Origin of the sequence: Methylobacterium sp. EM32 (genome assembly GCF_040593685.1) — a bacterium.
Classification (GTDB): domain Bacteria; phylum Pseudomonadota; class Alphaproteobacteria; order Rhizobiales; family Beijerinckiaceae; genus Methylobacterium.
On the sequence record NZ_JBEXZS010000088.1, the window covers coordinates 1 to 25060 of the forward strand.

A 25060-nucleotide genomic window follows, 5' to 3' on the forward strand; every position below is an offset into this window, starting at 1 on the left:
GTGCTCATGCGGGGCTCCGGGGGCCGGGACCGGCGCCGATCCGCCGTCCTGCCGAAGTTCTAGGGGCGTGACGCTTTAGGAACATTTAGCGAACATAGCCGCCCTGGGCAACGCCGCTACAATCGTTGCCGTGACAGCGCGGCCGTTCCGGCTGGGGGAACGTCTGCGATGGGCGACGCAGCCGCGCCAGGGCGCGACAAAACATCATCCGCCGGCAGCGTTTCTTCTGCCATCAGCATCGCGAAAACACTCGCGCATCACCATATGCCATGGTAGAGAACAAATGTGGAACCGGCCGATTCCCCCGCCCGTCCGGAGCCGCTGTCAGCAGGTGAGATCGATCGAGATGAGCGCAACCACGGACAAGCAGATCGCGGACATCCTCGCCACCTACGGCGAGCCGCTGGCTGGCAACGTCTGGCGCGTGCAGGGCACCGCCGTGATCTACCACAAGGCCCTGGAGCGGATCGCCGTGCAGGCCCGCATCCGCTTCGACGCCCCGGTGATCGTGCGGGCCGAGCGGGACGAGGCGGTGATCCTGGTGACCGGGCACATGCCGGGCCCGAACGGCGACCGCACGGAGTGGTCGATCGGCGAGGCCTTGATCGGCGTGAACTACCGCGTCTCCGGCAAGCAGGCGGCCTACGTCTTCGCCATGGCGGAGAAGCGGGCCAAGGACCGGGTGATCCTCAAGCTCGCCGGCCTGCACGGCCTGCTCTATTCCGAGGACGAGGCCGACGAGTTCAAGGCGAGCCGGCCCGACTTGGTGGCGGCGAACCAGTCGCGCCGGCCCGAGCCGGTGCGCGAGCCGCAGGAGACGGAGGAGAGCGACCGGGAGAGCGGGGCCGCGAACGACGCCGACCTCCGCGCCGGCGAGGAAACGGGCCGGGCCGAGGCCGGTTCGTCGGAGGCGGACCTGACCGCCCGCATCGACCAGGCCCAGTCGATCAACGCGGTGACCGACCTGATGCTCGCGCCCGAGACGCAAGCGGCGCTCGCCGCGATGCCGCCGGGCGTGCGCGACGAGGTGCGCGAGCACGCCAAGGCCCGGCTCGTCGCCCTCGGTTGGCCGGCCCGCAGCAACGCCAAGCCGCGCAAGGCCGCGGTGGCGTGATCGCCGGACCGGTGCAATCCGACAAGGGCCCCCCGCTCGCGCGGGCGGCCCTTTCTGTTTGCCCATCCCGCACCTGACCGGATCGTGACCGTGGACGGCCCGCGTTCGCGCTTGCCCTGGCGGCTCCCGCACGCAAGATCGCGCGCCGGCGCGAACGGGCGCCTGGGACGGGAGGATACCGGATGGCGACGAGCGACGACGCGCGGACGAACGACCTCGAGCAGCTCGACGGTCTGGTGATCCCGCCGTTCTCCCGGCGCGGCTTCGTGATGACGAGCCTGATGACCGGGCTGACGCTCGCCACCACCCGGGTCGAGGCGCAGGCCATCCACACCGACGAGGCCGGCATCGTCGCCGGCGAGGTGCGGATCCCGGTCGGCGACGGGCCGATGCCGGCCTACCGGGCGATGCCTGATGGAGCCGGCCCGTTCCCGATCGTGCTGGTGGTCGAGGAGATTTTTGGGGTCCACGACTACATCAAGGACATCTGCCGGCGCCTCGCCAAGGCCGGCTACACCGCGGTGGCGCCGGAGCTCTTCGCCCGCCAGGGCGACGTCTCGAAGATGACCGACGTGCAGCAGATCGTCCGCGAGGTGGTCTCGAAGACCCCAGACGCGCAGGTGATGGGCGACCTCGACGCCACCGCCGCCTGGGCCGCCGCCGAGGCCAAGGGCGACGCGGGCAAACTCGGCATCACCGGCTGGTGCCGCGGCGGGCGCACGGTGTGGCTCTATGCCGCCCACAGCGCCAACCTGAAGGCCGGCGTCGCCTGGTACGGCAATTTCGGCGGCAACCGCACCGGCATCCAGCCCAAGACCGCCGCCGACGTGATCCCGGACATCCGCGCGCCGATCCTCGGCCTCTACGGCGCCGCCGATACCGGCATCCCGGTCGCCGACGTCGAGAAGGCGCGGGACGCCGCGAAGGAAGCGGGCAAGACCGTCGACATCGTGATCTTCCCGGACGCGCCGCACGGCTTCCACGCCGATTATCGCCCGAGCTACCGCAAGGGGCCAGCGGAGGAGGGCTGGGGGCGGATGCTGGCGTGGTTCCGCGACCACGGCGTCGCCTGATTCGCGGTCCGGCGCTCGGCTCGCTCTTGCATTGCCGCAACACCTCGGAAAGGATGCGCGCAGGGTCCCAGGAGCTATGCAACCAGTGGGCCGCAAGCTCGTTCCCTGCACATGACCGAGTCCAGCGCCGCCGCGAAGACCCAGCCCGTGATCCTGGTCGTCGAGGACGAACCGGAGGAGCGTTTCCTCGCGGCCACGCTGCTGGAGGAAACGGGCTTCCGCGTCATCGAGGCCGAGACCGCCGAGAAGGCGCTCGCCATCCTGCGCGAGCGCGGCGACGAGGTGAACGTCGTCTTCTCGGACGTGCGCACCCCGGGCCAGATCGGCGGGTTCGAGCTGGCGCGCATCATCGGCGTCACCTGGCCGCGGGTCCACGTGCTGCTCACCTCCGGCGATGCCGGCGACCAGCCGAGCGACCTGCGGATGTCGGCCACCTTCATCCCCAAGCCCTGGCGCGCCCTCGACATCCTGACCCTGGTCGAGCAGGCCGCCGGCTACCACACCGGCGGCGACGCGCACTGAGCGTCACCTGACCTCGAAGATCCCGTCGACCTCGACGCTGGCATTGGCCGGCAGGCTGGCGACGCCGATCGCCGTGCGTGCGTGGTGCCCGGCCTCGCCGAACAGCTCCGCCATCAGGTCCGAGGCGCCGTTGACCGCCTTCGGCACGTCGGGCCAGCCTTGTTCCACCTGCACGAAACCGCCGAGGCGATGGCAGCGCACCACCCGGTCGAGGTCACCGTCGAGGGCGAGGCTCAAGGATGCGAGCAGGTTCAGCGCGCAGATCCGCGCCGCTTCCTGACCCGTCGCGATGTCGGTCACCGGGCCTGTGAAGCGCACCTCGCCCTCCCACTCGCAGATCTGACCGGCGAGCCACAGCGTCGTGCCGATGCGCGAGAACGGCAGGAAGGCGCCGCGGGGCGCGGGGACGCGCGGCAGGGCGAGGCCGAGGGCGGCGAGGCGGCGGGCGGGCTCGCCGCGCAGGGTGGGGGCTTGGGTCATCGACAGGTCTCGGGGTTCTTCGCGGATCAGTAGTTGCGCGCGCCGGGGATCGGCGGCGGGACGACGAAGACGCCGCCGGGGGCGGCTGGCGGTGCGAGACCCGGCCCGTAGGGCGGGGGGCCGTAGCGATCGTAGCGGTCGTAGCGGTCCGCCCGGGCGCGGTCGTCCCACCGGCGATCCGCGTCCCGGCGGTCGCGGTCGTCCCAGTCGCGGCGGCGGCCGTCATCCCTGTCCCGGTCGCGGCGCCGGGGCATGATCTCGTCCGGATCGCGGCTGCCGAATTCCCGCCGGTCGCGGTCGCGCGGGCCGTCATCGTCGTCGGCGAGAAAGCGCGGGCCGTCCGCGTCGCGTGAGCCGTAGCCGTCGTCCCACTGCGCCGCGGCGGGACAGGCGAGGAAGCCGGCGAGCAGGGTCGCAGCGAGCACGAATCTCATCGGGAAAGGGCCGTCCTTTGGGAGTAGCGAATCAGGCCACGGGCTGGTCGTCGCCCGCCGTATACTCGCGCCACAGCAGCACCAAGGCCGCCATCACCGCCGGCCCCAGGAAAAGGCCGAGCAGCCCGAAGCTCTCGACCCCGCCGAGGATGCCGAGCAGCACCCACAGGAAGGGCAGGCGGGTGGCACCGCCGATCAGCACCGGGCGCACGAAGTGGTCGGCCACGAAGGTGACGACGAGGCCGGCGACCGCCACGACGATCGCCGCCGTGACGCTCCCTTGCGCGGCGGCGAGGAGGGCCGCGAGGCCGAAGGCCACGGGCGCCCCGAACGGGATCATCGCGGCGAGCGCCGTGAAGGCGCCGAGCAGCACCGGATGCGGCACGCCGGCGAAGAAGTAGACCACGCCGAGCAGGAAGCCCTCGCCGAGGCCGACCAGCACCAGCCCGTCGACGGTGCCGTGGACCGAAGCCGCCATCTGGCGCGCCACTCGCTCGCCGCGCGGGCCGAACAGGCGCCGGGCCGCCGAGAGACCTTGCGCGGCGAGCGCCGGCCCGTCGCGGAAGAGGAAGAACAGGGTCAGCAGGGTGAAGCCGAACAGCATCGCCCGGTGGACGATCTGGCTGCCGAAGGTGCGGCCGAACCCGACGAGCGACGAGTGGTTGATCGACTGGTCGACGCGCTTCAGCACCTCCGACGAGCCCTGCGGGTGGCTCAGGTTCTCCTGCCACCAGGCCGTGACCTGGGCAGCGCCGAAGGGCAGGCGGGCGACGAAATCCGGCACCGGCCAGCCCTGCTCCTCGATCTGGCGCCAGAACGCCACCGCGTCGTGCGCCTCCCGCGCCGCCTGGATGGCGACGACGATCAGCGGAACCAAGATCACCAGGGCCACCGCGAGCGTGAGGACGGCCGGCCACAGGATGTTGTGCTTGCCGGGCCTCTTGATCCGCACAAGCCGCTCGCGCAGCGGCCACAGGGCGATCGACAGGATCACCGCCCAGACGAGCGCCGGCAGGAACGGATGCAGCACCCAGATCCCGAGGGCACCCAGCGCGATGACAAGGGCCGCGCGCGCGAAGGCGGAGGTCCCGGTCGCGGTGGGCGCCGGGGCGGCGAGACCGGGGCCGGGGCCGGTCGGGGGCTTCACGTGTTCCATGCCGGATTAATCCTCGCCGCTGCTCTGCGGACGCGTCATTTCACCTGACCTAGGGCAGGGCGCGCTCACGGAAACGCCGCGCGGTTGCCGGCCCGGCCCCCCTCGTGTATGCGGGCCCCTCAGCCGGGTGCGACCCGGCGGACTCTTTTTTCGGGTCGGTGGTTTCGTGGCCGGGGCGCGGGCGGTGCCCGAAGGTCGCGTCGTTCGAGCCAGACCTCAGCAGGAAGACGGCTGCACGTCCATGTCCGACACTTTCGACCGCGTCGCCACCATCATCGCCGACGTCGCCGACATCCCGCGCGAGAAGATCACGCCGGAGAGCCACGCCATCGACGATCTCGGCATCGACAGCCTGGCCTTCCTCGACATCGCGTTCGAGATCGACAAGACCTTCGGCATCAAGCTGCCCCTCGAGCAGTGGACCCAGGAAGTCAACGAGGGCAAGGTGCCGGCCGAGCAGTACTTCGTGCTGAAGAACCTCTGCGAGCGCATCGACGGCCTGGTAGCCGAGAAGGCCGCCAAGGTCTGATCCGGCTTTAAGGCGGTCGCGGGGATGCGCCTCGAATATTTCGACATGATCGACCGGGTCGTGAGCCTCGACCGCGAGGGCGGGTGCCTCGCGGCTCTGGCCACGGTTCCGATGGAGAGCCCGGTCTTCGAGGGGCATTTCCCCGGCCACCCACTGGTGCCGGGCGTGCTCCTCACCGAGACGATGGCGCAGGCCTCCGGCTACCTGCTGCTCGCCCGGTCCTCGTTCAGCCACATGCCGTTCCTGATGGGCGTCGACAAGGCGCGCTTCCGCTCCTTCGTCGGCCCCGGGGCCGTGCTGGAGGTCGAGGCGAGCCTGGAGCATGACGGCTCAGGATATGCCGTGACCAAGGCGGCGATCCGGGCCGAGGGCAAGCCGCTCTGCAACGCCGAATTGCGGTTCAAGACCATGCCGTTCCCGGACGGGCTCGACGCGCCGATGCGCGAGCGCGCCGCCCGCATCGGCCTCCTCGACGGAGTTTAAGTCGTGACACGACCAGTCGTCGTCACGGGCCTGGGGCTCGTGTCCTGCGCCGGCGAGGGCGTCGAGGCGCATCTCGCGGCCTACCGAGCCGGAGGCGCGCCGCGCACCGACGCCGAGACCTTCGCCCCCTACCCGGTGCACCCGGTCGCGCCCCTGACCCTCGACGGGCAGATCCCGAAAAAATCCGACCAGAGGCAGATGGAGCCGTGGCAGCGCCTCGGCGTCTACGCCGCCGGCCTCGCCCTCGATTCCGCCGGCGCCAAGGCGGATGCGGCGCTGAAGAGCGCCATGCATCTCGTCGTGGCGGCGGGCGGCGGCGAGCGCGACTACGCGGTCGACGGCCAGATCCTCACCGGTTTGCGCCATGCGGCCGATCCCGGCCCCTACCTCAACGAGCGCCTGCAGAACGACCTGCGGCCGACGCTGTTCCTCGCCCAGCTCTCGAACCTGCTCGCCGGCAACATCGCCATCGTGCACGGGGTCACGGGCGCCTCGCGCACCTTCATGGGCGAGGAGTCGAGCGGCGTGGATGCTCTGCGCATCGCGCAGAGCCGCATCGCGGCGGGCCAGCTCGACATCGTGCTGGTGGGCGGCTCGTACAATGCCGAGCGGGCCGACGTGCTGCTGATCCACGAGATGGGCGGTTTTCTCCGTAAGCCCGATTACCGCCCGGTCTTCGCGCGCAGCGACGCGCCCGGCTTCATCCTCGGCTCCGGTGCCGCCTTCCTGGTGCTGGAGGCTGAGGAGCACGCGAGAAGCCGCGGCGCCCGGGCGCTCGCCCGGCTCGACGCGGTGGCGAGCGACCGCACGAAGCGCCGCGACGGCAGCATCAGTGAGAGCCTGGCGGGTCTCTGGGGCCAGGCCGGCCTGTCCGCACCGGACGCCGTGATCTCGGCCGCCACCGGCTGCGCCGGCATCACGGAAGAAGAGCAGGCCGCGCTGAAGGACCTCGCGCCGGGGGCGCCGGTCCGGGCGCTCGGCGACCTCACCGGCCACACGCTGGAGGCCGCCGCGCCCTTCGGCGCGGCCATCGCCGCCGCCCTGGTGGCGGGGGGCGAGGCGCGCGAGGTCGCCGTCACGGCGGTCGGCCATCGCCGGGGCGAGGGTGTGCTGCGCCTCACCAGCACGGGGGAGACTGCATGAGCCGCGACCGCGACGCGATGGGCCGCCCGCTGGTGGTGGTCACCGGCATCGGCGTAGTGACCTCGCTGGGCCAGGGCACCGCCGACAACTGGGCCGCCCTGACCGCGGGGCGCTCCGGCATCCACACCATCACCCGTTTTCCCACCGAGGGCCTGCGCACCCGCATCGCCGGCACGGTCGATTTCATCGCCGCCGACCCGATGGTGGCGCCGATGCTCTCCCAGCGCTTCGCTGAGGCGGCCGCCGACGAGGCGGTGGCACAAGCTAATTTTTCTGCCGGAATTTCGGGCGACTTCCCGGGCGCGCTGTTCATGGCGGTGCCGCCGGTCGAGATCGAGTGGCCGCAGCGCCAGGCGCTCGCCGAAGCCGCGGGCACGACCGGCGACGTCACCTATGCCGACCTCCTGCGGGCCGCCGGTAGCCGTCGCTTCGACGAGTGGCACGACCTGTTCATCTTCGGCACTGTCGCCGACCGGATCGCCGACCGCTTCGGCACCAGGGGCTCGCCGATCTCGCTCTCGACCGCCTGCTCGTCGGGCGCGACCGCGATCCAGCTCGGCGTCGAGGCGATCCGGCGCGGCGAGGTCGAGGCGGCGCTCTGCATCGGCACCGACGGATCGGTGAACCCGGAATCGCTGATCCGGTTCTCGCTGCTCTCCGCCCTCTCGACCCAGAACGACCCGCCGGAGGCGGCCTCGAAGCCCTTCGCCAAGAACCGCGACGGCTTCGTGATGGGCGAGGGCGCCGCCGCCCTGGTGCTGGAGGACGCCGCCCGGGCGCGGGCCCGCGGCGCCCGCATCCTCGGCTACGTCCTCGGCTGCGGCGAGAAGGGCGACGGCTTCCATCGCACCCGCTCGAGCCCCGACGGCGCGCCGGTCGTCGCGGCGATCCGCGCGGCCCTCGAAGATGCCGGCCTGCATCCCGACCGGATCGACACGGTGAACGCCCACGGCACCGGCACGCCGGAGAACGACAAGATGGAGGCGGCGGGCTGCCTCGCGGTGTTCGGCGAGCGCATGCGCTCGGTGCCGATCTCCTCCAACAAGTCGATGATCGGCCACACGCTGACCGCCGCCGGCGCGGTCGAGGCGGCGTTCTCGCTCCTCACCATCGCCCACGGCCGGGTGCCCCCGACCCTGAACTACGCCGTTCCCGATCCGGCGATCCCCCTCGACGTGGTCACCACCGCGCGGGACGTGCCGGTGACGACGGTGCTGTCGAACTCCTTCGGCTTCGGCGGGCAGAATACCTGCCTGGTGTTCGGGGCGGAGCCCGTATGAGTACGTCGATCCACAACCGGCGCGTCCTCGTCACCGGGGGCGGGCGGGGCCTTGGGGCCGAGATCGTCCGGGCGCTCGCGGCCTCCGGCCACGACGTCGACTTCACCTATCGCGGCTCGAAGGACGCGGCCGAGGCGCTGGCGCTGGAGCTCACCGCGCTCCACCCCGCGCAGCGGATGCGGCCCCACCCGCTCGACCTGTCGGACAAGGCGGCCCTCGACGATTTCTGCGCCGTGATGGAGGGCGAGGCGATCTTCGGCCTCGTCCACAATGCCGGCCAGCCCTGCGACAGCCTGGCTGCCGTGCTCGACCAGGATCGCGCGGAAGGCGCGATGCAGGTCAATTTCTGGTCGCTGACGCGCCTCGCCAAGGCGCTGGTGCGGCCGATGACCCGGGCGCGTGCCGGGCGCATCGTGGCGATCGGCTCGGTGGCCGCGCTCCGGGCCAATCCGGGCAACGCGGCCTACGCGGCGAGCAAGGGCGCGCTGATCGCCTATTGCCGGACGCTCGCGATCGAGTCGGCGCGCCGCGGCGTCACCGTGAACGTGGTGGCGCCCGGTTTCATCGACACCGACATGATGGCACCCTACGCCGCCCACCGCGCCGGGATGGAGAAGCAGATCCCGGCCGGGCGCTTCGCCGCACCGGCGGAAGTGGCCGATCTCGTCGCATTCCTGCTGAGCCCGGGGGCGGGCTACATCACCGGTGCGGTGCTGCCGGTCGATGGCGGGCTCACCGCGATGATGGGCATCCACCGCAGCTGACGAAACGGACCATGCGGCACCCCTTCTTGCCCGCACACTTGCGCGCTATCGCGGCGGCGGCCTTCCTCCTCGGCCCGGCCTGCGCGACGGCGCAGGATTTTGGCCGGCTGGACTTCTTTCGGGTCGAGGGGCTGCCGCCCGGCGACACGCTCAGCATCCGCGAGGCCCCGGACGCCGATTCGCCGGCGCTCGGCCAGGCCCCGTCCCGGGGCCGTCTGCGCGGCTTCGGCTGCACCAACGACACCCCGAGCGGCCTGACCTGGTGCCGGGTGAAGCTCGGGCCGATCGTCGGGTGGGCGCGGCGGCGGTATCTGACGCCGGAGTGATGGCTGCGTTGCCGCGGGGCGGTCGTCGGTTTAAGTCCCGGCCAACACGAAGGCGCGGGATCTCCTCTCCCGTGTGTTCTTCCGTTTAAATGCAGTGCGCCTCTTCTCCCCCCTGTGGGGAGGAGATGGAGGTGATGGTGCCGGAGAAATCTCTCGCTCCACGCGGCACCACCCCCACCCCTGGCCCCTCCCCACAAGGGGGAGGGGAAGGCGCTCGTCTGACGAAGGACCCTGATGAAAGCCCTCCAGCTCTTCGGCGACCGCGACCTGCGCCTGACCGAGGTCCCCGACCCGGACGCCCCCGGCCCCGGCGAGGTGCAGATCCGGGTCCGCGCCGTCGGCCTCAACTTCATCGACGTGTGGGGCTTTCGCGGCATGGCCTTCGCCAAGCGCAAGCTGCCGCTCACCGTCGGGGCCGAGGCCGCCGGCGAGGTCGCGGCGCTCGGCGAGGGCGTCGAGGGCCTGAGCGTCGGCGACAAGGTCGCGCCCTACGGCGCGCTGACCTGCGGCCAATGCCGCGCCTGCCGCGAGGGCCGCGACAACCTGTGCGAGGATGTCGGCGGCGTGCTCGGCTTCCACGTCGACGGCTTCGCCCGCGAACTCGTCAACCTGCCGGCGCGCCTCGTCACGCGGGTGCCGGACACCGTGAGCTTCACCGACGCCGCCTGCGCGCCGATCGCCTTCGGCACGGTGCAGCACATGCTGTTCGACAATGCCAAGCTCGAACCCGGCGAGACGATCCTGGTCCATGCCGGTGGGTCGGGCATCGGCACGACCGCGATCAAGATGGCGAAGGCGATCGGCTGCACGGTGTTCACCACCGTCGGCGACGACGCCAAGGGCGAGAAGGCGAAGGGCTTAGGCGCCGACCACGTCATCAACTACCGTAACCAGCGCTTCGAGGGCGAGGTGCGCAAGGCGACGAAGCGCAAGGGCGTCGATGTCGTCTTCGAGCATGTCGGGCCGGAGACCTGGAACGGCTCGCTGCTCTGCCTGAAGCGCGGCGGGCGCCTCGTCACCTGCGGGTCGACGTCGGGCGTTTCCACCACCATGAACCTGATGCAGCTGTTCCAGCAGCAATACCGCATCACCGGCTCGTTCGGCTGCCGCATCGCCAACATTCGCGACGCGCTCGCCAAGATGGCGGACGGGATGAATCCGGTGATCGACACCGTGCTGCCGCTCGCCGATTTCGCGCAGGGGCTGGAGCGGCTTGAGTCGCGCAAGGTGTTCGGGAAGATCCTCGTCACGCTCTGAAGGCCACGGTCGCCCAAGAAGCGTGCGGAGATCACCCGCGCGCCCTTGCGCAAACCGGTCGGGCGGGAGAAGAGGCGGCGTGCAGGGCGTGATGATCCTGCGCGATCGCCCGCCTTTGGCCGTTCTCCTGACCGGATTGCTTCGTGAGATCATCGTGCTGCGCCTGAAGCTGAGGCTCTACCGCGCCCTGTCCCGCCTCGCCGGCCTGCCGATGGTCTTCGTGATCCGCGCCCTCTTCGCGCTCGCCCGCCGGCTCGGCCCCGCCCGCGCCGCCGCCGCCGGGGCGGCGATCGCCCGGGCGGTCGGGCCGCGGCTGCCCTCGCACCGCACCGCGCTCAAGAATTTGCGCCAGTCCTTTCCCGAGAAGAGCGAGGCCGCGATCGCCGCCATTGCCCTCGGTTCCTGGGACAATCTCGGCCGCACCGGGGCCGAGTACGCCCACCTCGCCGAGATCTTCGACTACGACCCGGACGCAACAGAGCCGGGGCGGATCGAGGTCGAGGGCATCGAGCAGTTCTTCGCCCTCCGCGACGACGGCAAGCCGGGGCTGATCTTCTCGGCCCATCTCGGCAACTGGGAACTGCCGGCGATCTGCGCCGCCCGCTTCGGCTTGGAGGCGAGCGCGGTGTTTCGCCCGCCGAACAGCCCGGCGGCGGCGCAGCTGGTGCAGGAGGTGCGCCGCGCCACGATGGGCGGCCTGACGGCGGCCGGGCCCGGCGCCGCCTTCAAGATGCAAGGCGTGATCGAGCGCGGCGGCCATCTCGGCATGCTGGTCGATCAGCACTTCACCCGCGGTGTGGTGGTGGATTTCCTGGGCTCCCCGGCTCTGGTCAACCCGCTCCTGGCCAAGCTCGCCCGGCACTACGACTGCCCGGTCCACGGGGTGCGGGTGGTCCGGCTGTCCGGGGACCGGTTCCGCCTGGAACTGACCTCGGCGCTGACCCTGCCGCGGGACGCGAGCGGCGCGGTCGACGTGCAGGGCGCCATGCAGGCGATGACCGACGTGATCGCGGGCTGGGTGCGCGAGCATCCCGAGCAATGGCTGTGGATGCACCGGCGCTGGCGCCCGGCGATGCTGCCCCGGGCGAGCGCTGCGGCGCCGGCCCCTCCCGTCTCCCAGTCCCAAGCCCCTCACTCTCAAGCCTCAAGCTAACGTGACTTCTCTCCGCCCGCCGCCCGGGTGTTGATGGACGGCATGATGCGTGTCGCCCCCCACCGCCTGCTCGCCGGCCTGATCCCGGCCTGCCTCGGCCTCCTCGGCCCGGCGCGCGCCGAGGACGCGGCCCCGCGGGCGGTGGTCGAGCTGTTCACGAGCCAGGGCTGCTCGGCCTGCCCGCCGGCGGACCGGCTGGTGAGCGAATTGGCGCGCGACCCCGGCGTGATCGCCCTCACCCTGCCGGTGACCTACTGGGACTATCTCGGCTGGAAGGACACGCTCGCCAGCACCTCGTTCACCGCCCGCCAGCGCGCCTATGCGGGCATGCGCGGCGACCGGCAGGTGTTCACCCCGCAGGCGGTGGTGAACGGCGCCGCGACGGTGGTCGGCTCCGACCGGGCGGCCCTGGAGCGCAGCATCCGCGATCCCGGCACCGCCGCGAGCCTGCCGGTGCCGGTCCGCAGCGAGGCCGCCCCCGACCGCATCGTGATCGATGTCGGTCCGGCCCGCGAGCCCGGCCGCAGTGCGGAAGTGTGGCTGCTGCCGGTCACCCGCGCCCGCGAGGTCGCGATCGGGCGCGGCGAGAATCGCGGGCGCACCGTCACCTACCGCAACGTGGTGCGGGGCATGCACCATGTCGGTTCCTGGCGCGGCGCGCCGGCCCATTACGAGGTGCCCCGCACCGCGCTGGCGGCGGCCGACGCCGATTCCTACGTCGTGGTGCTCCAGGCCGAGAATAACGGGCCGGGGCGGATCCTGGGGGCCGCCAAGGGGCCGGGCTTGTGAGAGCCTGCGCGACGATGACAGACACGGGAATCCCGTCCATCGCTTCATCCTGAGGTCGTGAATGGGACGAGAGCGGCGCCGAGAGAACGCGCCGCCATGAGGAGACGCGCGTGACCGGTCCGACCGACATCCCCGCCTACACCCTGCCCGAGCGCAACCGCCGGGTGCTGCTCGCCCGCCGGCCGACCGGGATCCCGCAGCCTGAGGATTTCAGCCTCGACGCCGTTCCGGTGCCCGAGCCGGGTCCGGGCGAAATCCTGGTGCGCAACCTCTACCTCTCGGTCGATCCGGCGCAGCGCGGCTGGGCCAGCGCCGAGGCCAATTACTCGCAGCCCGTGCCCCTCGGCGGGCCGATGCGGGCATTGGCGGTCGGGGTCGTGGTGCGGTCGAACAGCCCCGACGTCGCCGAAGGTGAATTCCTGTACGGGTGGTTCGGCTGGCAGGATTACGCTGCCGTGCCGGCCTCGGCGATCTTCCGGCGCTGCCGCGAGGCGGTGCCGCTCTCGGCCCATGCGGGCTTGCTCGGCCTCAACGGGCTCACCGCCTATCTCGGGTTGATCGCGCTCGGCCGGCCGCAGCCGGGCGAAACGGTGCTGGTCTCGACGGCGGCCGGCGCCGTCGGCTCGCTCGTCGGCCAGATCGCCCGCAACCTCGGTAGCCGCCCGATCGGGCTCACCGGCGACGACGCCAAGGTCGCCCGCTGCCGGGAGGCGTTCGGCTATGCCGCCGCCTACAACTACCGCACCGACGACTGGACCGCCGCGCTGGCGCGCGAGGCGCCGGACGGGGTGAACGTCTATTTCGACAATGTCGGCGGGCCGATCCTCGACGCCGCCTTACGCCGGATGGCGGTTGGCGGGCGGATCGTCCAGTGCGGCACCGCCTCCGTCGCGAGCTGGACCGAGACGCCCACCGGTCCTCGGGTCGAGCGCGAGATCCTGACCCGGCGCCTCGTCTGGAGCGGCTTCGTGGTGCTCGACTACAAGGCCCGGTTCGAGGAGGCGGTGGCCGCGCTGGCGGGCTGGCACGCCGAAGGGCGCATCAGCCTCGACGAGGACGTCTCCGCGGGCATCGAGGCAGCCCCCGGGGCGATCGCCGCGCTCTATCGTGGCGAGAACCGCGGCAAGAAGCTCGTCTTCGTCGGGTGAGGGTCAATCCACCCACTCGCCCCGCCGCATCAGCGGCTCGGACCGGCCCTCCGCCGTCACCCCGTCGACGTCGACCTTGGCCGAGCCGATCATCCAGTCGATGTGGATCAGGCTGCGATTGGCGCCCCGCGCCGCCAGATCCTGCTCGCTCAAGCCGGCTCCGCCGTCGAGGAAGCACTTGCTGTAGGCCTGGCCGAGCGCGATGTGGCTCGCGGCGTTCTCGTCGTAGAGGGTGTTGCAGAACAGGAGCCCCGAGGCCGAGATCGGCGAGGAGGCCGGTACCAGCGCGACCTCGCCGAGGCGGCGCGCGCCCTCGTCGGTGTCGATCACCTTCGCCAGCACGTCGGCCCCGGTGCGGGCCCGCGACTCGACGATGCGGCCCTCCTCGAAGCGCACCGCGATCCCGTCGATCAGGGTGCCCTGGTAGGAGAGGGGCTTCGTCGCGCTGACATGGCCCTGCACCCGCATCCTGTGCGGGGTGGTGAAGACCTCCTCGGTCGGGATGTTGGCGTTGCAGGTGATGCCGTTCTTCGCCGTGGCGGCGCCGCCGCACCATTCGTGCTCGTCGGCCAGCCCCACAGTCAGGTCGGTGCCGGGGCCGCGGAAGTGCAGGGCGGCGTAGCGGCGCGCGTTGAGAGTGTCGGTGCGGTCGCGCAGGCGCCGGTTATGCGCCTCCCAGGCGCCGACCGGGTCCGGCCCGTCGACCCGCGAGGCGGCGAAGATCGCGTCCCACAGCCGGGCGACCGCCTCGGTCTCGGGCAGTTCCGGGAACACGGTGCGGGCCCAGGCCGGCGTCGCCGCCGAGACGATGGTCCAGTTGGTGGCGAAGTTGGCGATCTGCTCGAGCGCCGGCATGTAGGCCTTGGACCGGGCGCGGTTGGCGCGCGCCACCTTGTCCGGATCCTGGCCGGCGAGCAGCGAGGGATCGTCGCCCGCGATGGCGAGGCGCGCCGCGCCGCCGCGATAGGCGTTCGCCATGCCCTCGTAGAGCCAGCCGGCCGCCTTGTCGAAGGCGTCGTCGTGGCCGTGCTCGAAGCGCGCGAGCGTCGCCTGGTCGTCGGCGAGCAGGGTCGTCACCACCGACGCGCCGGCCTTGTAGGCCTGTGCGGTGATGCGGCGGGCGAGCGGCAGCGCGTCGAGGGGCGCCGTCATCACCAGTTCCTGCCCGGGCCGGAGCCCGAGCCCGACCCTCACGGCGACCTCGGCGAGCCGGTCGAGGCGGGCGTCGAAGTCGGGGGTGTTCGTCATGGGGGAGTACCCTTTTCTCAGGAACTGCGCCTTGTTTGCGCTCGTGCGAATTCATTCGCTGTATTGAGGTCCCGCAACTGGTGCAACAGACCTTCTCCAATGTCGACCGTCACATCGATAAATCCTTTATCTGCATGTAGCGAATATTCAAATCCGCGATATGTGTTCCTAAAAAATATCAAACTTTGGAAAAGATTATCGTCTATAATTCCGTGATATCTTAAATTAGTCGCAAGAGCAACAAACGATAATTGATCTGTCTTCTCCTTCGCGCCGATTTGCAGAGAGAGCAGGCGCATCTGATCATGCATCTCGTTGATGATGGCATCTAGATCCGATCCATTTTGCGTAGTGAGATTTTTGTTGATCTGTGCTGGCGATGATCGATTTAAGTCAAAGGAAATTGCAGAATTGGCTGGAATTGCCGTCGCGTGAAGAAATGGCGTTGAAGCAAGATACGTTGAAAAGGCGGATAACGCCGCCATAATCAACAGCCCGACTATAAGCATAAACGCTTGCCGCACCTCATTCTGCAACGACGATCCGACAGCAATATAGAGCAGGGCGCCCGCGCCGCCGCCGAGTGCCAGCCCGATTAAAAGGATATCCCTGTCCCTGGTCATCGAAGCTTGCCCTTGCTTCTGTCGCCGGCAATGCGATTCGTAACTACCTTGATGAAATCTGGGGCTAGGCCGTACAATCCTGCACCAAGGCAGAGGAACGCAGGCAAGCCAAACCCGCCGAACGCTAAGGCTACGCCTGATCCGATCGCGGCTCCGGATAGCCCAAGCTTGGCGTAGATTCCCAAGAGCTCGACCCTCCTGATATGATCGCGATCCTTAGCTGCTTCATCCTGCAGCAAGATGGTGTCGCGGATCTGCGTCCAGGCAAGAGCTTCTTTCGGACTGGCAACGGCGATGTGCCGATCGATCGCAGCCAGTGCTGAACCGTCTCCGGCCGAGGTCGGATCCCGGCTGTTGGCGGTCGGCGGTTGTGGTGGAGTGGCGGATGCCACTCGGCCCGGGTGACCGTCGCCCACCGAATCAACCGAACCGCCATCGTGCAACGACCCACCCCCCGACAGCCGAGAAGGATCCTACGTGAGGCATTGTCGCTACGGAAGGACGCTTTTAGCGCCAGGCCGCGATCTTGCGCTCACCCCACCCGCGTCCAGGCGATCCCGCCGAGATCCTCCCGGAACGCGAAGCGGGCGAGGTGCTCGGCCACCACGCCCTGCATCCGGGTCAGCGCCTCGAGATCCGGCGCCTCGACCCGCAGGGTCAGGCCTTCCGGGTCGGCCTCGGCCGTGAAGCGGCGGCCTTCCCCGAACGGCACCACGCCGCGCTCCGGCGAGAAGGTCGTCTCGGGAAACTTGTGGCTCCAATGCTTGCACAGCTGGGTCAGGTAGCGGCTCCCGCTCTCCGTATCGACGCGGGCCTGCGCTGCCAGGGTGACGGGCTCGCTCATGCGGCGTTCCCCGCATCCTGCAGCGCCGACCAGATCGCCTGCGGCGTCGCCGGCATGTTGATGTGGCGGATGCCGCGCGGGCGCAGGGCATCGACGAGGGCGTTCATCACCGAGGGCAGCGAGCCGGCGCAGCCCGCCTCGCCGCAGCCCTTGACCCCGAGCGGGTTGGTGGTGGCGGGCACGGCGTGGCTCTCGAAGCCCATGAACGGGGCGTCGGAGGCGCGCGGCAGGCAGTAATCCATGAACGAGCCGGTCACGAGCTGGCCCTGCTCGTCATAGGCCGTGCGCTCCATGAGCGCCTGGCCGATGCCCTGGACCACGCCACCATGGAGCTGGCCCTCGACCAGCATCGGGTTCACCAGGGTCCCGAAATCGTTGACGGTGGTGTAGCGCACCACGGTGGCCACGCCGGTCTCGGGGTCGACCTCGACCTCCGCGACGTGGCAGCCGTTCGGGAAGGCCGAGGGCGATTCCTTGTGGGTGTGGGCGACGTCGAGGCTCCTGGGCACCGCCGGGTCGGGCAGGCCGGCCCGCACCTTGGCGGCGAGGTCAAGGAGACCGATGCCCCGGTCGGTGCCCGCGATGGTGAAGCGGCCCTCGCGGAACTCGATATCGGCGGGGCCGGCCTCGAGCACGGAGGCCGCGGCCTCGCGGCCCTTGGCGATCACGAGGTCGCCGGCCTCGACGAGCGCTGTGCCGCTCGCCATCAGCGACTTCGAGCCGCCGGTGCCGCCGCCGGCGATGAGCTGGTCGCTGTCGCCCTGGAGCAGCCGGATCCGGTCGACGGGGATGCCGAGGCGGTCGTGCAGCACCTGGGCGAAGGGCGTCAGGTGCCCCTGGCCGTAATCGAGGGTGCCGGTGACGATCGTCACCGTCCCGTCGGCCTCGAAGCGGATGCCGCCCATCTCGTTCTGCGGCGGCGCCGTGATCTCGAGATAGTCGCCGATGCCGATGCCCCGGAGCTTGCCGGTCGCCTCGCTCTCGGCGCGACGGGCCGCGAACCCGTCCCAGTCGGCGGCGGCGAGCGCCCGGTCGAGCACCGCCGGGAAGTCGCCCGAGTCATAGGTGAGGCCGGACGGGGCCTTGTAGGGCATGTCCGCCGGGCGGATGTGGTTGCGGCGCCGCAACTCGACCCGGTCGAGGTTCATCTCGGCGGCCGCGGTGTCGATCAGGCGCTCGATGAAGTAGTTGCCCTCGGGCCGCCCGGCGCCCCGGTAGGCGCCGATCGGCGTGGTGTTGGTGAACAGGCAGGCGACCTCCACGTCGAAGACGGGGGTGCGGTACACGCCGACCATGTTGCGGGCGATGTTCACGGTCTGGAACAGCGGCGCCAGCGGGTTGAGGTAGCCGCCCATATTGGCGCGGCCCTTGACCCGGAAGGCGAGGAAGTTGCCCTCCGCGTCGAGGGCGAGATCGGCTGACACCGCGACGTCGCGGCCGTGATGGTCGGACAGGAAGCTCTCTGAGCGCAGGTCGGTCCACTTCACCGGCCGGCCGAGGCGCTTGGCGGCCTCGAGCAGCGGCAGGTATTCCGGATAGACCGGCGCCTTCATGCCGAAGGAGCCGCCGACATTGCCGGTGAGCACCCGCACCTTGTCGCGCGGCTGCTTCAGGACGCCGTCGGCGAGGTTGTTGCGCAGGCCGAACACGCCCTGCGAGCCGACATGCAGGGTGAAGCGCCCATCTTGCGGCTCGTAGACGCCGATCGCCGAGCGCGGCTCCATCGGGTTGATGACGAGGCGGTTGTTGAGGAGGTCGAGGGAGGTGACATGAGCCGCCTTGGCGAACGCCGCCTCGGTCGCCGCCTGGTCGCCGGTGCGGAAATCGAGGGCGAGGTTGCCGGGCGCGTCGTCGTGGAGGAGGGGGGCGCCCTCGGCAGCCGCCTCGTCGGGCGTCGTCACGACGGGCAGGTCCTCGATGTCGAGCGCCACGGCCTCCGCGGCGTCGCGGGCCTCGGCCAGGGTCTCGGCCACCACGAGCGCAACCGGCTCGCCGACGTAGCGCACGCGGTCGAGGCTGAGGGACGGGTGGGCCGGCTTGCGCATCGGCGTGCCGTCCTGGTTCTTGAACGGCAAAGCGTTGCCGATCGTGCCGTAGCCGTCGAGGTCGGCGGCGGTAATCACCGCGAGCACGCCCGGCATGGCGAGCGCCGCCTCGGCGTCGACCCCCCGCAGGTGGCCGTGGGCGATCGGGCTCCTCACGAACACGCCGTAGGCCTGACCGTCGAGGGCGAGGTCGTCGGTATAGCGACCCTCGCCCCGCACCAGCACCGGGTCCTCCGCCCGCTGCACCGGCTGCCCGATGCCGAATTTCTGCGGAGTGGCGAAGTCGCGGGCGTCGGGACGGGCGTTCATGCCGGGGCTCTCCGGAATTATTATCAGCGTGAGCTAGCAACTTGGCGCCGTCATGCAAGACGCGGGCTGGCAGCCCACCCCGGCGCGCAGGGCACGGCTCGCACGGGCGGCGTGACACCGCCCTTGCGGAAGAGCGGTTGACCACGGCACCTTCCCGCCGCCGCCGCCCCTCGCGGCGCATCACCGACAGGCCGGCCCGATGTCCCTCTCGATCAACCTGCCGCTGATCCTCGCGGCGGCCTTCGTCTCCACCGCCAGTCCAGGCCCCGCGACCCTGGCGATCGCCGACACGGCGATGCAGGCCGGGCGCCGCGCCGGGCTGACCCTGGCGCTCGGCGTCGTGACCGGGTCGCTGATGTGGTCGATCGCCGCAGCGCTCGGGCTCGCGGCGGTGATGGCCTCGAGCGCCTGGGCCCTCGAGTTCCTGCGCTACGCCGGCGGCGCCTACCTGATGCTGCTCGCACTCAAATCCGCCCGCAGCGCGATCCAGGGACAGCCGGAGGCGCCCCCGAGCCGGGCCTCGGTCTCGCGGAACTACATCAAGGGACTCGCCCTGCACCTGACCAACCCGAAGGCGATCCTGTTCTTTGGCTCGCTCTACACGCTCGGCCTCTCGGCGGAGACCTCCCACGCCGAACTGGTCCTGGTGATCGCGGCGGTCGGCCTGCAGAGCACGCTGATCTTCACCGGCTACGCCTGGGCTTTCTCCAACCGGCGCCTCGCTGAAGGGTATCGGCGCCTGCGGCGCTGGTTCGACGGCGTCTTCGCCGTTCTGTTCGCCAGCGCGAGCCTGAAGATCCTCACCGCGCGGCTCACGCCGTGACGGAAGGAGCCGCGCTGGCGGCCCTCGCCCCGCTCTTCGAGGAAGTCTTCGGCGAGCCGGTCCCGCTCACGCCGGACCTGACCGCGGAGGACGTGGAGGGCTGGGACTCGACCCGGATGATCGAGCTCGTCATCGCGGTCGAGGCGCGCTTTCGCATCAAGCTCACGACCCGGGAGGTCGACGGCCTCTCACGCGTCGGCGATCTCGCGGCGCTCGTCGCCCGCAAGGTTCAGGCGTGACGGCCGACCTGTCCTGGCTGCCCGCGCCGCCGCAGGATTTCGCCGCAAGCCTCGCCGCGGCGGAGGCGCTGCCCGACCGGCAGGCCTGGGACGCGCTCGTGGCGCTGTCGCGCACCCGCCTCGACCCGGCACGGACCAACCGGCTCGACCGGATCGTGCAGCGGCGCTTGCCCGAAGAATCTCCGGCCGGCCCGGCCGTAAGGCTCGCGCTTCTCGGCTCCTCGACGCTGTCGCACCTCGCGGCCGGAATCCGGATCGGGGCGTTGCGCCGCGACCTCCGGCTCATCGTGTGGGAGGGCGCCTACGGGCAGTACCAGCGAGAGATCGACGGCGACGCGCTGCGGGACGCCCGGCCCGACGTCGTGCTCCTCGCCCTCGACGCGGCGGAGCTCCTGGGGCCGAGCGATCCCTCTGCCGGGCCGGACGCGGCCGGCATCGCCGGTGCGCTCGACAGGCTGCGCGCCCTCTGGGCGCGGGCGAAGGCCGCGCATGGCTGCACGGTGATCCAGCAGACGCTGCTGCCGACGGCACTCCCCCTGATGGGCGCGAACGAGCACCGGATGCCGGGCTCGCTCGCCGCCCGCACCGCCCGCCTCAACGCCGCCTTGCGGGACGCGGCGGCGGAGGAGGGTGTCGACCTCCTCGCCCTCGACGATGCCGTATCGCGCCACGGCCTCGATGCCTGGCACGATCCGGCCCTGTGGCTGCGGGCCCGCCAGGCGGTGACGCCGGCCGCCGGGCCGCTCTACGGCGACCTCGTCGCCCGGCTGGTCGGGTCCCGGCTCGGCCGTTCGGCCAAGGCCCTGGTGCTCGACCTCGACGACACGCTCTGGGGCGGGACGGTCGGCGAGGACGGGCTCGACGGGATCGTGGTCGGACAGGGCTCTGCGCTCGGCGAATCCTTCCTCGCGCTCCAGGCTTACGCCCGCGATCTGTCGCGGCGCGGCATCGTGCTGGCCATCTGCTCGAAGAACGATCCCGAGGCGGCTCGACGCCCCTTCGCCGAGCATCCCGACATGCTCCTGCGGCTCTCCGACTTCGCCGCCTTCGTGGCGAACTGGGACGACAAGGCGACGAATCTCCGGCGCATCGCGCAGGATCTCCGCCTCGGCCTCGACGCCCTCGTCTTCGTCGACGACAACCCGTTCGAGCGCGCCCTGGTGCGCGCGCACCTGCCGATGGTGGCGGTGCCGGAGGTGCCCGACGAGCCGGCGCTCGTCGCCCGCTGCCTCGCGGATGCGGGCTACTTCGAGGCTGCGACCCTGACCGACGAGGATCGCCAGCGTACGAAGGCTTACGCGCCGGACCGCCTTCGCCCGGCCCCGGACGGCCCCGATCTCGCCGCGACCCTGGCAGGGCTCGGCATGCGGCTCGTCTGGCGCCCGTTCGATTCGATCGGGCTCCCGCGCATCGTCCAGCTCGTCAACAAGACCAACCAGTTCAACCTCACCACCCGGCGCCTGCGCGAGGCCGAGGCCACTGCGCTGATCGAGGATCCCGCCGCCCTCACGCTGCAATGTCGCCTGACCGACCGGCTCGGCGACAACGGCGTGATCGCCGTCGTGATCGGGCGGTTCGCCGGCGACGACCTCGTCGTCGAGACCTGGCTGATGAGCTGCCGCGTCATCGGGCGGCGGGTGGAGGAGGGGATTCTCGCCATCCTTGCGGCGGAGGCCGCGCGCCGGGGCGCCCGGCGTCTCGTCGGGCTCTACCGCCCGAGCGGGCGCAACGGGATGGTGGCGGATCTCTACCCGCGCCTCGGCTTCAGGCCTGAGCCGGACGGGGAGGGACGGTGGGCGCTCGATCTCGCGGGTTACGCACCGCCCGCGGACCTGCCGATGGTGGTCGCGCCGGGTTGAGCGGGATCACCGCCGCAGCCGGTTCCCCAGCACGAAGCCGAATAGCCCCATCAGCACGATGCCGGTCCCGCCCTGCACCCCGACGAGCAGGTTGGTGACCCGTCCGACCGGCTTGATGCCGATCTCCGGCGGGTTCGCCGTCATCATGTTGAGGGCGCTGTAGCTCAGGAGGTCGAGGGCGTTGTAGGTCGGCGCGGCGCTGCCCTCCGGGATCAGGCCGCCGGTCAGGCCGAACAGTCCCGCGAACACCACGATCAGCACCGCGAAGGCGCGAAACAGCCGCGACAGGCTCTCGCCGTAATCGCACAGCCACTCGACGAAGCGGTCGGCGACCCAGCGATAGCCGTGGCGCAGGAGGCCCTTGCGCTCGCGCTCCCGCCAGGCGGCCCGGAACAGCGCCCCGGCATGCAGCCGGCCCATGCGCCGGCGCCGGCGATAGGCCCAGCCGGCCTCGTCGCGGCTGCCGATGCTCTCGAAATTCTGCTCCAGCGCCAGGTAGCTGGCCTTGGCCGCCTCGTACTCGCCGGCGACCTCCTCGCCCACCGCCTCGCCGATCTGCGCGGCGCGAAACCGCGTGCCGTTGAGCCAGGCGCCGGCGAAGCGCGCGTGACGTAAGCCGCAGGAGGAGAGGTCGAGCCGCACCAGCGTCGCGGCCGACAAATCCGCGCCCGAGAGATCCGCCCCGTCGAGCTTGGCGCCGGTCAGCTTGGCGCTGCGCAGGCGCGAGCCGACGAGCCGCGCCTTGGTCAGGCTCGCGCCCTCGAAATCGGCGTGGGTCAGGTTGGTGTCGGAGAGATTCACCTCGTCGAGGCGCGCGCCGCGAAACCGGGTGTAGTCGGCATCCGCCCCGGTGAAGTCGGCGCCCCACAGGTCGGCGCCGGAGAAATCCGCGCCGTCGAGCAGGCTGCGCGGCAGCCGGGCGAAGCGTAAGGAGCCGTCCCGGAAGCTCGCATCCTCCAGCATCGCCTCGGTGAAGTCGGCCTGTCCGCCCGCCACGCCGGTGAAGCGGGCGCCGCTGAGGTCGGCCTTGCCGAAATCCGCCTCCTCGATCAGCGCTCCCGAAAAATCCGCCGAGCGGGCCAGCGCCCCGTTAAGCCGGGCGCGCTTCAGGGTGGCACCGGTGAGGTCGGCCTGCTCCAGATCGCTGCCGGGAATTTGGGCCCCGGCGAGGTTCAGGCCCTGGCGGTCCGCATCCCACCACGCGGCCTCGCCGGCGATCGGCGCGAGGTGCCGGCGGCTCAGATCCGCGGCGCGCAGGTCGAGGGGCCGGCCGTCCCGGTGCAGGGCCGCGCCGTTCCCCGCCGCGATCTCGGCGAGGAGCGCGCCGACGCGCGGATCGAGCGGGGCTTGCGGGCGGGTATTCACCGCTCAGACCCGCCGGTCGCGTGGGGCGAGCCTGTCGATGCCATGGCGCACGCGTATTCCTTCGGGAAGGGGCCGATCCCGCCGGTATCAGCCACGGGCCGTTGGGGAAAGCAACGGCCGGGCCATCCGCGTTGGCGGCGCCTTCCGACGCAGGGCCGCTCCTTTCGACATAGAGGCGGAGCTGCGCGTCCCCAACCTACCGGAGATCGAGCGCCCGGATCACCTCGGCCACCCGCTGCCGCGCCTCCTCGCCGAGCGGCAGGATCGGCCGCGGCGGCGCGGCGTGGCACAGATCGAGGAGATCGGCACAGACGAACATCACCCGCAGGCTCGAATACTCCCGGAACAGGGCCCAGAGGGGCGCGAGCCGGGCGTCGAGTCGCCGGGCCTCCGCCGCGTCGCCCCGCTGCACGGCGCGGACGATGTCGAGGGCGACTTGCGGAAACAATCCGGCGACGACGCTGTACCAGGCATCCGCGCCGGCGATGAGCGTCTCGGTGGTGGTCCAGTCGCCGCTATAGCCGAGGGAGACGTCGTGCGGGACGACGGCCCGCAGCCCCGCCAGGTGCCCGGCCACCGCCTGTGGCTCCTGGCCTGGGCTCTTCACCGCGACGATGCCGGGGAGCCGGCTCACGCGGCCGATCAGCTCCGGGCCGAACCGGAAATGCGTGGTCGAGGGATTGTCGTAGAGGCAGAGCGACAATCCGCTCTCCCGCGCCACCGCCGAAAAATGCTCGAACACCTCGTCGTCGGTGAGCGGCGTGTAGGAGACCGCCGCCAGCAGTCCGGCCGCGGCGCCCGCCGCCCTTGCGTCCTGCGCCAGCCGCACGGCCTCGTCGGTCCGCAAAGCACCGACGCCGACCATCACCGGCACCCGTCCCCCCGCCTCGTCGAGCGCCGCATCGAGGGCCCGGCGACGCTCCTCGCGCGTGAGATAGGGGTAGGAGCCGGTGCTGCCGAGGAGACCGACCGAGTCGACGCCGGCCTCGCATAGGCGGGCAACGAGCCGACGCAGGGCCGGGAGGTCGACGCGGCCGTCGGGTTCGGCGGGCGTGATCGGAAAGGCGGAGAGGCCGGTGAAGCGCATGGGATCGATCCTTCGAGGTCGGAGTCAGGCGGCGGGGCGCCGCGCCAGGGCGAGGCCGAGGCCGAGGGCGATCATCGCGGCGCCTGAGGCCTCGCGGAGGCGCCGGACCAGCCCGGGGCGGGACGCGGCCCCTCGGCGCAGGCGGCCGGCCGCGACGGCGACCGCAAGATCGGCCAGGGTATTCACGGCGACCGACACCGAGCCCAGGACCACGAATTGCAGCGCGACCGGACCGGCGGACGGGTCGACGAATTGCGGCAGGAAGGCCAGGAAGAACGCGGCCGTCTTGGGGTTCAGGGCCTCGACCAGCACGCCTTCGCGGAAGGCGCGCCCGGATCCACCGGCAGGCAACGCCTCTGCGGGTATTGCGGCCTGCCCCTCCCGGCGGGCCGCGCGCAGGGTGCGGTAGCCGATCCAGACCAGGTAGGCCGCCCCGACGAGCTTCAGGGCCGCGAACAATTCCGCGCTGGCGAGTACCAGGGCCGAGACGCCGAGCGCGCCCGCCACGACGTGGACCATGCCGCCGAGCCCCGTGCCGAGGCTGGACGCCACGCCTTCGGCCCGGCCCCCGGCGAGGCTTCGCGCCGCGACGTAGAACAGCCCCGGGCCGGGCGTGACGGCGAGCACGAGAGCCGCCGCGACGAAGAGGGCGAGGGAGTTCGGATCGGGCATGGATGTCTCGGACGGGATCGCGGTGCCGCCCGGTGGGCACCTTTTTTGTCGGGCAAGCGGAGCCCATACCGGCGAACTGGCCCGGCCCCTACGGCCAGTTCCGCGCGTTCGCGCTGGTCCAGTTCGCGACCGGCATCCGCCTAGTCATTCCCGACGCATCGTGCAGGGATCCGAACGCAAAGAACCCCGCGAGGCTCACGCCTCGCGGGGTTCTTTGTTGGTTTGGTTGCGGGGACAGGATTTGAACCTGTGACCTTCAGGTTATGAGCCTGACGAGCTACCGGGCTGCTCCACC

27 protein-coding genes are annotated in these 25060 nt (G+C 71.1%); 16 read left to right on the forward strand and 11 right to left on the reverse strand.

Annotated features, from left to right (window positions below; all coding sequences use genetic code 11):
• The first annotated feature begins 346 nt into the window (after positions 1–346).
• The 3 genes from ABZT49_RS12955 (at position 347) to ABZT49_RS12965 (ending at position 2709) form a co-directional block, all read left to right on the forward strand.
• Positions 347–1114 (forward strand): trna delta -isopentenylpyrophosphate transferase, encoded by a 768-nt coding sequence (locus ABZT49_RS12955; RefSeq protein WP_355286474.1) that lies wholly within the window; start codon positions 347–349, stop codon positions 1112–1114.
• A gap of 182 nt (positions 1115–1296) precedes the next feature.
• Positions 1297–2187: a dienelactone hydrolase family protein gene (locus ABZT49_RS12960; protein WP_355286475.1), complete on the forward strand. Its 891-nt coding sequence runs from the start codon at positions 1297–1299 to the stop codon at positions 2185–2187.
• Between the two features lie 111 nt (positions 2188–2298).
• Positions 2299–2709 carry a response regulator gene (locus ABZT49_RS12965; RefSeq protein WP_093566391.1) on the forward strand — a complete coding sequence of 137 codons (411 nt, stop codon included), beginning with the start codon at positions 2299–2301 and terminating at the stop codon, positions 2707–2709.
• Positions 2710–2712: 3 nt separating this feature from the next.
• On the opposite strand, the gene ABZT49_RS12970 is transcribed toward ABZT49_RS12965, so the two are convergent.
• Genes ABZT49_RS12970 through ABZT49_RS12980 form a run of 3 tightly spaced genes read right to left on the reverse strand, consistent with a single transcriptional unit; the run spans position 2713 to position 4779 of the window.
• Positions 2713–3189, reverse strand: a complete 477-nt coding sequence (locus tag ABZT49_RS12970; RefSeq protein WP_355286476.1) for a RidA family protein — start codon at positions 3187–3189, stop codon at positions 2713–2715.
• Positions 3190–3215: 26 nt separating this feature from the next.
• Positions 3216–3623: a hypothetical protein gene (locus ABZT49_RS12975; RefSeq protein ID WP_355286477.1), complete on the reverse strand. Its 408-nt coding sequence runs from the start codon at positions 3621–3623 to the stop codon at positions 3216–3218.
• A gap of 31 nt (positions 3624–3654) precedes the next feature.
• Positions 3655–4779 carry an AI-2E family transporter gene (locus ABZT49_RS12980; RefSeq protein WP_355286478.1) on the reverse strand — a complete coding sequence of 375 codons (1125 nt, stop codon included), beginning with the start codon at positions 4777–4779 and terminating at the stop codon, positions 3655–3657.
• Positions 4780–5020: 241 nt separating this feature from the next.
• Here ABZT49_RS12980 and ABZT49_RS12985 point away from each other — a divergent pair, with 241 nt between their 5' ends.
• From ABZT49_RS12985 to ABZT49_RS13030, 10 genes are all read left to right on the forward strand, one after another.
• Positions 5021–5308: an acyl carrier protein gene (locus tag ABZT49_RS12985; protein ID WP_048443797.1), complete on the forward strand. Its 288-nt coding sequence runs from the start codon at positions 5021–5023 to the stop codon at positions 5306–5308.
• Positions 5309–5332: 24 nt separating this feature from the next.
• Positions 5333–5791 (forward strand): 3-hydroxyacyl-ACP dehydratase FabZ family protein, encoded by a 459-nt coding sequence (locus tag ABZT49_RS12990; protein WP_355286479.1) that lies wholly within the window; start codon positions 5333–5335, stop codon positions 5789–5791.
• A gap of 3 nt (positions 5792–5794) precedes the next feature.
• Positions 5795–6934 carry a beta-ketoacyl-ACP synthase gene (locus ABZT49_RS12995; protein ID WP_355286480.1) on the forward strand — a complete coding sequence of 380 codons (1140 nt, stop codon included), beginning with the start codon at positions 5795–5797 and terminating at the stop codon, positions 6932–6934.
• On the forward strand, positions 6931–8214 hold the full coding sequence (locus tag ABZT49_RS13000; RefSeq protein WP_355286481.1) for a beta-ketoacyl-ACP synthase: 1284 nt from the start codon (positions 6931–6933) through the stop codon (positions 8212–8214). The genes ABZT49_RS12995 and ABZT49_RS13000 overlap by 4 nt, the downstream gene beginning before the upstream one ends.
• Positions 8211–8978 carry an SDR family oxidoreductase gene (locus tag ABZT49_RS13005; protein WP_355286482.1) on the forward strand — a complete coding sequence of 256 codons (768 nt, stop codon included), beginning with the start codon at positions 8211–8213 and terminating at the stop codon, positions 8976–8978. Before ABZT49_RS13000 ends, ABZT49_RS13005 begins: the two co-directional genes overlap by 4 nt.
• A gap of 11 nt (positions 8979–8989) precedes the next feature.
• Positions 8990–9304 carry an SH3 domain-containing protein gene (locus tag ABZT49_RS13010; RefSeq protein ID WP_355286483.1) on the forward strand — a complete coding sequence of 105 codons (315 nt, stop codon included), beginning with the start codon at positions 8990–8992 and terminating at the stop codon, positions 9302–9304.
• Positions 9305–9538: 234 nt separating this feature from the next.
• Positions 9539–10561 carry a zinc-binding dehydrogenase gene (locus ABZT49_RS13015; protein ID WP_355286484.1) on the forward strand — a complete coding sequence of 341 codons (1023 nt, stop codon included), beginning with the start codon at positions 9539–9541 and terminating at the stop codon, positions 10559–10561.
• Positions 10562–10715: 154 nt separating this feature from the next.
• Positions 10716–11714, forward strand: a complete 999-nt coding sequence (locus ABZT49_RS13020) for a lipid A biosynthesis lauroyl acyltransferase (protein ID WP_355286498.1) — start codon at positions 10716–10718, stop codon at positions 11712–11714.
• A gap of 42 nt (positions 11715–11756) precedes the next feature.
• Entirely contained in the window at positions 11757–12503 is a 747-nt protein-coding gene (locus ABZT49_RS13025; RefSeq protein ID WP_355286485.1) for a DUF1223 domain-containing protein, read from the forward strand.
• 110 nt (positions 12504–12613) lie between these two features.
• Entirely contained in the window at positions 12614–13651 is a 1038-nt protein-coding gene (locus ABZT49_RS13030; RefSeq protein WP_355286486.1) for an NADP-dependent oxidoreductase, read from the forward strand.
• Positions 13652–13654: 3 nt separating this feature from the next.
• Here the strand turns inward: ABZT49_RS13030 and ABZT49_RS13035 are convergent, their stop codons facing one another.
• From ABZT49_RS13035 to ABZT49_RS13055, 5 genes are all read right to left on the reverse strand, one after another.
• Complete coding sequence (locus ABZT49_RS13035) at positions 13655–14899, reverse strand: aminopeptidase (RefSeq protein WP_355286487.1); 1245 nt, start codon at positions 14897–14899, stop codon at positions 13655–13657.
• Between the two features lie 17 nt (positions 14900–14916).
• The gene (locus ABZT49_RS13040) at positions 14917–15522 is read right to left on the reverse strand and encodes a hypothetical protein (RefSeq protein ID WP_355286488.1); all 606 of its coding nucleotides are present in this window, start codon (positions 15520–15522) and stop codon (positions 14917–14919) included.
• Positions 15519–15914 carry a hypothetical protein gene (locus ABZT49_RS13045; RefSeq protein ID WP_355286489.1) on the reverse strand — a complete coding sequence of 132 codons (396 nt, stop codon included), beginning with the start codon at positions 15912–15914 and terminating at the stop codon, positions 15519–15521. The genes ABZT49_RS13040 and ABZT49_RS13045 overlap by 4 nt, the downstream gene beginning before the upstream one ends.
• Positions 15915–16054: 140 nt before the next feature.
• Positions 16055–16366 carry a DUF2218 domain-containing protein gene (locus ABZT49_RS13050; RefSeq protein WP_355286490.1) on the reverse strand — a complete coding sequence of 104 codons (312 nt, stop codon included), beginning with the start codon at positions 16364–16366 and terminating at the stop codon, positions 16055–16057.
• Complete coding sequence (locus ABZT49_RS13055) at positions 16363–18720, reverse strand: xanthine dehydrogenase family protein molybdopterin-binding subunit (RefSeq protein ID WP_355286491.1); 2358 nt, start codon at positions 18718–18720, stop codon at positions 16363–16365. Before ABZT49_RS13055 ends, ABZT49_RS13050 begins: the two co-directional genes overlap by 4 nt.
• A 199-nt stretch (positions 18721–18919) precedes the next feature.
• On the opposite strand from ABZT49_RS13055, the gene ABZT49_RS13060 reads away from it, so the two are divergent.
• The 3 genes from ABZT49_RS13060 to ABZT49_RS13070 are packed head-to-tail and all read left to right on the forward strand — an operon-like array spanning position 18920 to position 21641.
• Complete coding sequence (locus tag ABZT49_RS13060) at positions 18920–19543, forward strand: LysE family translocator (RefSeq protein ID WP_355286492.1); 624 nt, start codon at positions 18920–18922, stop codon at positions 19541–19543.
• Positions 19540–19782, forward strand: a complete 243-nt coding sequence (locus ABZT49_RS13065; RefSeq protein ID WP_355286493.1) for an acyl carrier protein — start codon at positions 19540–19542, stop codon at positions 19780–19782. Before ABZT49_RS13060 ends, ABZT49_RS13065 begins: the two co-directional genes overlap by 4 nt.
• Positions 19779–21641, forward strand: coding sequence for an HAD-IIIC family phosphatase (locus tag ABZT49_RS13070; protein ID WP_355286494.1), 1863 nt, complete (start codon positions 19779–19781; stop codon positions 21639–21641). Before ABZT49_RS13065 ends, ABZT49_RS13070 begins: the two co-directional genes overlap by 4 nt.
• Positions 21642–21647: 6 nt before the next feature.
• Here the strand turns inward: ABZT49_RS13070 and ABZT49_RS13075 are convergent, their stop codons facing one another.
• The 3 genes from ABZT49_RS13075 to ABZT49_RS13085 form a co-directional block, all read right to left on the reverse strand.
• A complete protein-coding gene (locus tag ABZT49_RS13075) occupies positions 21648–23006 on the reverse strand; it encodes a pentapeptide repeat-containing protein (RefSeq protein ID WP_355286495.1) in 1359 nt (452 codons plus the stop codon).
• A 196-nt stretch (positions 23007–23202) separates the two neighbouring features.
• Positions 23203–24093, reverse strand: coding sequence for a dihydrodipicolinate synthase family protein (locus tag ABZT49_RS13080; RefSeq protein ID WP_355286496.1), 891 nt, complete (start codon positions 24091–24093; stop codon positions 23203–23205).
• A gap of 24 nt (positions 24094–24117) precedes the next feature.
• On the reverse strand, positions 24118–24765 hold the full coding sequence (locus tag ABZT49_RS13085; RefSeq protein WP_355286497.1) for a LysE family translocator: 648 nt from the start codon (positions 24763–24765) through the stop codon (positions 24118–24120).
• Positions 24766–25060 lie beyond the last annotated feature (295 nt).

Bases quoted from the DNA above. Each gene is read 5' to 3' on its own strand.
- ABZT49_RS12960 (WP_355286475.1), top strand. From the start codon at position 1,297: ATGGCGACGAGCGACGACGCGCGGACGAACGACCTCGAGCAGCTCGAC.
- ABZT49_RS13005 (WP_355286482.1), top strand. From the start codon at position 8,211: ATGAGTACGTCGATCCACAACCGGCGCGTCCTCGTCACCGGGGGCGGG.
- ABZT49_RS13035 (WP_355286487.1), bottom strand. From the start codon at position 14,899: ATGACGAACACCCCCGACTTCGACGCCCGCCTCGACCGGCTCGCCGAG.
- ABZT49_RS13025 (WP_355286485.1), top strand. From the start codon at position 11,757: ATGATGCGTGTCGCCCCCCACCGCCTGCTCGCCGGCCTGATCCCGGCC.
- ABZT49_RS12955 (WP_355286474.1), top strand. From the start codon at position 347: ATGAGCGCAACCACGGACAAGCAGATCGCGGACATCCTCGCCACCTAC.
- ABZT49_RS13060 (WP_355286492.1), top strand. From the start codon at position 18,920: ATGTCCCTCTCGATCAACCTGCCGCTGATCCTCGCGGCGGCCTTCGTC.
- ABZT49_RS13080 (WP_355286496.1), bottom strand. From the start codon at position 24,093: ATGCGCTTCACCGGCCTCTCCGCCTTTCCGATCACGCCCGCCGAACCC.
- ABZT49_RS13010 (WP_355286483.1), top strand. From the start codon at position 8,990: ATGCGGCACCCCTTCTTGCCCGCACACTTGCGCGCTATCGCGGCGGCG.
- ABZT49_RS12970 (WP_355286476.1), bottom strand. From the start codon at position 3,189: ATGACCCAAGCCCCCACCCTGCGCGGCGAGCCCGCCCGCCGCCTCGCC.
- ABZT49_RS12985 (WP_048443797.1), top strand. From the start codon at position 5,021: ATGTCCGACACTTTCGACCGCGTCGCCACCATCATCGCCGACGTCGCC.
- ABZT49_RS13015 (WP_355286484.1), top strand. From the start codon at position 9,539: ATGAAAGCCCTCCAGCTCTTCGGCGACCGCGACCTGCGCCTGACCGAG.
- ABZT49_RS13050 (WP_355286490.1), bottom strand. From the start codon at position 16,366: ATGAGCGAGCCCGTCACCCTGGCAGCGCAGGCCCGCGTCGATACGGAG.
- ABZT49_RS13000 (WP_355286481.1), top strand. From the start codon at position 6,931: ATGAGCCGCGACCGCGACGCGATGGGCCGCCCGCTGGTGGTGGTCACC.
- ABZT49_RS13055 (WP_355286491.1), bottom strand. From the start codon at position 18,720: ATGAACGCCCGTCCCGACGCCCGCGACTTCGCCACTCCGCAGAAATTC.
- ABZT49_RS12975 (WP_355286477.1), bottom strand. From the start codon at position 3,623: ATGAGATTCGTGCTCGCTGCGACCCTGCTCGCCGGCTTCCTCGCCTGT.
- ABZT49_RS13040 (WP_355286488.1), bottom strand. From the start codon at position 15,522: ATGACCAGGGACAGGGATATCCTTTTAATCGGGCTGGCACTCGGCGGC.
- ABZT49_RS13085 (WP_355286497.1), bottom strand. From the start codon at position 24,765: ATGCCCGATCCGAACTCCCTCGCCCTCTTCGTCGCGGCGGCTCTCGTG.
- ABZT49_RS12980 (WP_355286478.1), bottom strand. From the start codon at position 4,779: ATGGAACACGTGAAGCCCCCGACCGGCCCCGGCCCCGGTCTCGCCGCC.
- ABZT49_RS12990 (WP_355286479.1), top strand. From the start codon at position 5,333: ATGCGCCTCGAATATTTCGACATGATCGACCGGGTCGTGAGCCTCGAC.
- ABZT49_RS12965 (WP_093566391.1), top strand. From the start codon at position 2,299: ATGACCGAGTCCAGCGCCGCCGCGAAGACCCAGCCCGTGATCCTGGTC.